The sequence below is a fragment of the Pseudolysinimonas sp. genome (genome assembly GCF_031389465.1).
Lineage (GTDB): Bacteria > Actinomycetota > Actinomycetes > Actinomycetales > Microbacteriaceae > Pseudolysinimonas_A.
This window is the reverse complement of record NZ_JANMSQ010000214.1, coordinates 1-6,841: the sequence shown is the minus strand read 5'-3', so window position 1 is coordinate 6,841 and position 6,841 is coordinate 1. Positions and strand designations below refer to the sequence as shown.

The 6,841-nt window shown below is 68.9% G+C and carries 5 protein-coding genes and 1 riboswitch; of the genes, 1 reads left to right on the top strand and 4 read right to left on the bottom strand.

Annotation, left to right across the window (positions count from 1 at the left end):
* The 4 genes from RMO30_RS08670 to gcvT all read right to left on the bottom strand — a co-directional run.
* On the bottom strand, positions 1-1,033 hold a 1,033-nt coding region (locus RMO30_RS08670), incomplete at its 3' end, for an FUSC family protein (RefSeq protein ID WP_309712057.1).
* A 121-nt stretch (positions 1,034-1,154) separates the two neighbouring features.
* A complete protein-coding gene (gene gcvP / locus RMO30_RS08665; RefSeq protein ID WP_309712054.1) occupies positions 1,155-4,007 on the bottom strand; it encodes an aminomethyl-transferring glycine dehydrogenase in 2,853 nt (950 codons plus the stop codon).
* Positions 4,004-4,366 (bottom strand): glycine cleavage system protein GcvH, encoded by a 363-nt coding sequence (gene gcvH / locus RMO30_RS08660; protein ID WP_309712051.1) that lies wholly within the window; start codon positions 4,364-4,366, stop codon positions 4,004-4,006. The genes gcvP and gcvH overlap by 4 nt, the downstream gene beginning before the upstream one ends.
* Positions 4,363-5,496 carry a glycine cleavage system aminomethyltransferase GcvT gene (gene gcvT / locus RMO30_RS08655; RefSeq protein WP_309712048.1) on the bottom strand — a complete coding sequence of 378 codons (1,134 nt, stop codon included), beginning with the start codon at positions 5,494-5,496 and terminating at the stop codon, positions 4,363-4,365. The genes gcvH and gcvT overlap by 4 nt, the downstream gene beginning before the upstream one ends.
* Positions 5,497-5,664: 168 nt before the next feature.
* Positions 5,665-5,758: riboswitch (glycine riboswitch) on the bottom strand.
* A gap of 85 nt (positions 5,759-5,843) precedes the next feature.
* On the opposite strand from gcvT, the gene RMO30_RS08650 reads away from it, so the two are divergent.
* The coding region (locus RMO30_RS08650; RefSeq protein WP_309712045.1) for a hypothetical protein at positions 5,844-6,841 on the top strand (998 nt) is incomplete at its 3' end.

Sequence of the window (6,841 nt, the reverse complement as noted above, 5' to 3'; positions counted from 1 at the left end):
CGGGGTCGTCGCTGAGCTTCACGAGGATGCGGCGCAGGACTTCCAGCATCGATCCGATGAGGATCCAGAGCTCGGATGCCGGGGCGCCGATCGCGAGCGGCGCGGTCAGCGCGGGGAGGCTGGCGGTCGGCGGCTCGGCCGGGTCGGCGGCGGCACGTCGCACGGTGCGTCGCACGTCGTGCGCGGCCCGCTGCAGTTGTTCGGCGATCGCTCGCACGGCTGGCTCGGCGGAGAGTCCGTCGTCGTACCGGTCGTAGAACGCGCGCGTCATCCCGATCACCTGGGTCACGATCGGACTGAACCGGCGGAGGGTGACCTCCAGCTGTTCGAGTTCGTCGCGCCGGCGCCGTCCGCGGGGGTTGAGGGTGAGCGACTCAGCCGCCGTGGTCAACGCGGCGTCTGCGGTAAGTACCATCGGCCGCATCAGCCTCGCATTGATCATCAGCTCTTCGAGCTGAGCGGGGCTCTGTGGCACTGCCAAGGCTTCGGCCAGTCGGTCGAGTGACGCCGCGACTTCGCCCCCGAGCGCGTCGACGGCCCGGTGCGCCGGCGCAAGGGCGACCGGTGGCACGAGCGCGAGGTTCACGACGAATCCGATGGCGGCGCCGATCATCGTCTCCAACACCCGGTCGACCGCGTAGCCGGGAGTCGCCGCCCCCAGCCCGAGCACCAGAAGGGCACTGATCGCGACCTGGTTCGACGTGCCGGTCGTCATCTTGAGCGTCCACGCGATGAGCAGTGCGGCCGCAATCGCCACCAGAATGACCCACGTCGTCTGCCCGAACGCGAGGGCCAGGGCGGATGCCACAACGACACCCGCGACGACGCCGACGGTGCGTTCGATCGCCTTCGACACCGACTGGTTGAGGCTCGGCTGCACCACGAGCAGCGCCGCGATCGCCGCAAAGACGGGAAGATGCGCGGGGAACAACGCCCCCGCAATCACCCACGCGAGGATGGTGGCGATCGCCGACTTCGCCACCTGTAACCACGGCTGCCGCCGAGACCCCCGAAACGCCGCCAAAAGCTTCACGCCTCGACGCTAGCCCCGCGGGTTGAGTGCCCGCCGCAGGCGGGTGTATCGAAACCCACCGTTCGAGTTACTCGGGGGCGTTTTCGATACACCGCGCTGCGCGCGGCACTCAACCCGCGGGTTAGGCGAACGCCTCGATCGGAGGACACGCACACACCAGGTTGCGGTCGCCATACGCTTGGTCGATTCGCCGAACGGGCGGCCAGTACTTCGCGTGGATCTGCCCGGGGGCGGGGTACACGGCGAGCTCTCTCGGGTACGGATGACCCCACTCCCCCACCACGACACTCTCGGCGGTGTGCGGAGCGTTCACCAAAGGGTTGTCGTCGGCGGGCCAGGAGCCTGCGGCGACGGCATCCGCTTCGGCTTTGATGGCGATCATCGCGTCGATGAACCGATCGATCTCGGCGAGGTCTTCGCTTTCGGTCGGTTCGACCATGAGGGTGCCGGCGACGGGGAACGACATGGTCGGGGCATGGAACCCGTGGTCGATGAGCCGTTTCGCGACGTCGTCGACGGTCACCCCGGTGGCTTCGCGGAGCGGGCGCAGGTCGAGGATGCACTCGTGCGCGACGAGCCCCTTCTCGCCGTCGTAGAGCACCGGGTAGTGCTCGCGCAGCCGCGTGGCGACATAGTTGGCGGCGAGCACAGCGGCGCCGGTGGCGCGGGTGAGCCCGTCGGGTCCCATCATGCGCACGTACGCCCACGAGATCGGCAGGATGCTCGGGCTGCCGTACGGTGCCGCCGAGATCGGATTGCTCTCCCAGGATCTCGATACACCGCCTTCGGCGGCACTCGATCCGCGGAATCCCGGCAAGAAGGGGGCGAGGTGAGCTTTCGCCGCGACGGGTCCGACGCCCGGGCCGCCTCCGCCGTGCGGGATGCAGAAGGTCTTGTGCAGGTTGAGGTGCGAGACATCCCCGCCGATGTCGCCGAACCGCGCATAGCCGAGCAGCGCGTTGAGGTTGGCTCCGTCGATGTACACCTGCCCGCCGGCGTCATGCACGGCGTGACTGATTCCAAGGATCTCGTGCTCGTAGACGCCGTGAGTCGACGGATAGGTGACCATCAGGGCCGCGAGTTCCTGGGAATGGAGCTCGATCTTCGTCCGAAGGTCGGCGACGTCGACGTTGCCTTCGGCATCGCAGGCGACAACGACGACCTTCATCCCGGCGAGTACGGCGGATGCCGCGTTGGTGCCGTGCGCGCTCGACGGGATGAGGCACACGGTGCGGCCGTCATCCCCGTTGGCCCGGTGGTAGCCGCGGATCGCGAGGAGCCCCGCGAGTTCACCCTGCGATCCCGCGTTCGGTTGCAGCGAGACCGCGTCGTAGCCGGTGAGCTCGGCGAGCCAGCCCTCGAGCTGCGCGATCAGGTCGCGGTACCCCTCAGTGTCGACGTCGGGAGCGAAAGGATGGATGTCGGCGAACTCCGGCCAGGTGACGGCAGCCATCTCGGTCGCGGCATTGAGTTTCATCGTGCAGGAGCCGAGGGGGATCATGCCGCGGTCGAGCGCGTAGTCCTTGTCGGCGAGGTGCTTGAGATACCGCATCATCGTCGTCTCGGACCGGTGGGCCGAGAACACCGGATGCTCGAGGTAGCGCGACTGCCGAACCAGAGTCGCCGGAACGCCCACGGCGACCGGCTTGAAGCCGAGCGTCGCGTCGATGCCGAAGGCACCGAGCACAGTCTCGACGTCGTGCGCGGTCGTCGTCTCGTCGAGCGAGACGGAGACGTGGGTGTCGTCGACGAGCCGCAACAGGTAGCCGCGCTCTGCTGCTTCGGCGACGACCGCTGCGGCATCCGGCGTCTGCACGAGCAGGGTGTCGAAGTAGTCGGCGTGCACGACGGCGTCGCCGAGGGCATCCGCCATCAGCCGAGCCAGCCGATTCACCTGGTGGGCGATCTGCTTGAGCCCCGATGCGCCGTGGTAGACAGCGTACATCGACGCCATGACGGCGAGCAGCACTTGCGCTGTGCAGATGTTGCTCGTCGCCTTCTCGCGACGGATGTGCTGCTCCCTCGTCTGCAGGGAGAGGCGGTAGGCGGGGTGGCCGTCGGCATCCACTGAGACTCCGACGAGGCGACCCGGCATCTGGCGCTCGATACCCGCGCGCACCGCGAGGTACCCGGCGTGCGGTCCCCCGAAGCCCATCGGCACGCCGAAGCGCTGGCTGGTGCCGACCGCGATGTCGGCGCCGAGCTCTCCCGGCGAGGTGAGCAGGGTGAGGGCGAGCAGGTCGGCCGCCATGACGACGAGGCCGCCGGTGCCGTGCACGGCCTCGACGACGGCGCGCGGGTCCCAGACTCGGCCCGAAGCACCGGGGTACTGGATGAAGGCGCCGAAGGCTTCGGGGAGGGGTCTCGATACACCGCCTTCGGCGGCACTCGACCCGCTGAGATCGGTGACCTGTAGCTCGATGCCCAGCGGCTCGGCGCGGTGCGCGAGCAGCCGCAGCGTCTGCGGCAGGGCGTCGGCATCCACCAGGAAGACGTTCGACGTCGAACCCGACGCGCGGCGGGCGAGCAACATCCCCTCGACCACGGCGGTGCCCTCGTCGAGCATCGACGCGTTCGCCGTCGCCAGGCCGGTGAGGTCGGCGATCATCGTCTGGAAGTTGATGAGCGCTTCGAGGCGCCCCTGCGAGATTTCCGGCTGATACGGCGTGTAGGCGGTGTACCAGCTCGGGTTCTCGAGCACGTTCCGTTGGATGACGGCGGGCGTGATGGTGCCGTGGTAACCGATCCCGATCATGCTGTGCCGCACCCGGTTGCGGCTGGCGAGCACCCGCAGGTCGGCGAGCGCGTCGCGCTCCGACCGCGCTTCGGGGAGGGAGAGCGCGGCCGCAGCCCGGATGCCGGACGGCACCGCGGCATCCATCAGGTCGTCGACGGTGGAGTAGCCGACCGCCTGCAGCATGATCTGCTGCGACGCGGCGTCCGTGCCGATGTGCCGGTCGGCGAAGGTGGTCATCCCTGCGTCAGCTCCTCGTATTCGGCTGCCGAGAGCAGCTCGGGCAGCTCGGTGAACCGCACCTTGATGAGCCACGCGGCACCGGTCGGGTCGGCATTGACAAGTGACGGGTCGGCCACGACGGCATCGTTGCGCTCGACCACCTCGCCATCGACCGGGGCGAACAGCTCGCCGACCGACTTCGTCGACTCGATCTCGCCGACGACCCGGCCCGCCGCAACGCTCGCACCCACCGCCGGCAGATCGACGTAGACGACGTCGCCGAGCTTGTCGGCGGCGTAGCTGGTGATTCCCACCGTCGCGACATCTCCGTCGACGGCGACCCACTCGTGGTCTTTCGTGTAGCGCACTTCGGTCATGAGACTGCCTTTCGCGAATAGAAGGGAAGCGAAACGACACGGGCGGGGATCGCCGTGCCGCGGACATCCAAGGAAAGTTCCGTACCGATCGCGGCCGCGTCGGGGTCGACGTAAGCCATCGCAATCGGGATGCCGAGGGTCGGCGACAGCGCACCTGACGTCACCTCTCCGATCACCCCTCCGTCGCGGAGCACCGGGTACTCGGCCCGTCCCGCGCGCTTGCCTTCGGCGGTCAGGCCGACGAGCACCCGAGCGCCCACAGGCGGCCCGGCTTCGACTGCGGCGCGCCCGACGAAGTCGCCAGGCTTGCCGAGAGCAACGACCCGGCCGATGCCGGCCTGCACCGGGAAGGTTTCACGGGAGAGTTCGTGCCCGTAGAGAGGCATCCCCGCTTCGAGGCGCAGCGTGTCGCGCGCGGCAAGCCCGCACGCGACGGCGCCCGCGGCCACCAGGTCGTTCCACAATGCGGGCGCCGCCGCAACGTCGAGGTAGAGCTCGAAACCGTCTTCGCCGGTGTAACCGGTGCGCGCGACGAGCACGTTCGCGTCGCCGTAGCTCCCCTGGGCGATGCCATAGTAGGGCACCGATTGCAGGTCAACCCCGGAGAGACTTTCGAGCCGACCGAGCACCGCCAACGCCTCGGGTCCCTGAATCGCAATCAGGGCGCAGTTGGCGGTTTCATCGTCGACGATCGCATCGAACGACGCGCGTCGTTCGGCGAGCGCCATAGCGACGACCTCGTGGTTGGCGGCATTCGCCACGACCCAGAAGTGCTGGTCGTCGAGACGGTAGACGACGAGGTCATCGAGGATGCCGCCATTCTCCGCGAGGAGGAGCGAGTACTTCGCGCGGCCGGGCGCGATCACGGATGCCTGGCCGGCGAGCGCGAAGTCGAGGAACGCCGCCGCGTGCGTACCGCCGACGAGGAACTCGGCCATGTGGCTCAGGTCGAAGAGCCCCGCGGCGGTGCGAACGGTCTCGTGCTCGGCGAGGTCGGAGCCATAGCGCACCGGCATCTTCCAACCCGCGAAGTCGGTGAACGCAGCACCCGCGGCGACGTGGACGGCGTCGAGCGGTGAGAGGCGGGCTTCTGACGGGTGCAGTGGCTGATCGGTCACGGAGTTCTCCATCGATACGAGTGGTGAGAACTCCCCCTCTGTCGTGGTGCCTGAGAGTTTCACCCGCGAACGGGCTTTCACCTACGGCGGCTCCCACAGTGCGGGGGTCTCGATACACCGCGCTATGCGCGGCACTCGACCCGCCCCCGCGCTCCGCGTGGGGGCGCTTTCCAGAGCGGCCTAAGCGATGCGGTACGTGTACCTGAGAGATTGGCGGGGAGGCTTGCTCCTTCGGTGCCCGCCGAGGTGCGACGGACTCTCCCGCATCGCGTGCGGCCCGATCTTCAATTGTGCGGTCAGCCTAGTACCCGACCTCGCCCCGGGGTACCCTGACCGGCAACGACCCGCTGGGAGGGACCGTGTCGGACCTGATGCACCGGGTTGCCACGCGGGCGCGCTCGAACCCGGTCGTGCTGGTCGCCCTGGTGGTGTTGTTCCTCGCGTTCGAGGAGGTCGACCGGGTCGCCGGCCAGTTCCCCGGAACGCAGAGCAACACCCTGTCGATTCTCGGAATGACCGGCCCGCTCGCGTTGGCCCGCATCGGCGGATGGGAGGGCTGGGCTGCGACCGCGGGAGCCGACCCCATCATCCCGGCGAGTCCGTGGGCGGCGATCGTGCTCTACCTCGCGCTCGACCTCGCATTCATCGGTCTCTACAGTCACCTAATCTCGCGGGGCATCGCCCGGTGGATGTCGCCGGTGACGACTGCCTCCGACCAGCCGATCACCGAACTCACCGACGACGAGCGGGCCCGACGCCTGGCCCGCTGGCGCGCCATCGTCGCCTGGCTGATCCTGCTCGCCGCCGATCTCACCGAAGACGTCCTCCTCGCGATCGCCGCCGCGGTGCTGGCCGCGCACGAGCCCTTCCCGCTCGCCCTGCAGTGGGCGATCGCTGCGGCTTCGACGGTCAAGTTCGCCGCGATCGGGCTGCTTCTCCTGTCATTCCTGCTGTTGCCACAGTTCCGAGGCGATGTGCGCGCGATGCTGCGCCGCGGGTGGCAGGCGGTGTACGCGCAGCGGCTCTCGGTCGTTGTGGTGGTCGTGCTTGCGGCCCTCTCCCTGCTGCCGCCGTGGCACGAACTCTTGGAGCAGTTGCCCGACGTCGAGCGTGCCTGGGCCGACAGCGCGCGGGGCTGGGGTCACTTCGCGGCTGCGGTGGTCGCCATCCTCGCGCTCGCCGTCGCATCGTTCTTGCTCGGCCGCAAGCGCGCCCAGCTCTACTGGGAGACCCACGTGCGCGGGCGTAGCGGGGCGGGCGAAGCGCGGATCTACGGTGCGACGACCCCCGAGACGGCGCGCGCGGCCTGGCCGGGTCGGCGATACGTGCTGTGGGCGTTGCCCTTCCTGATCGTGCT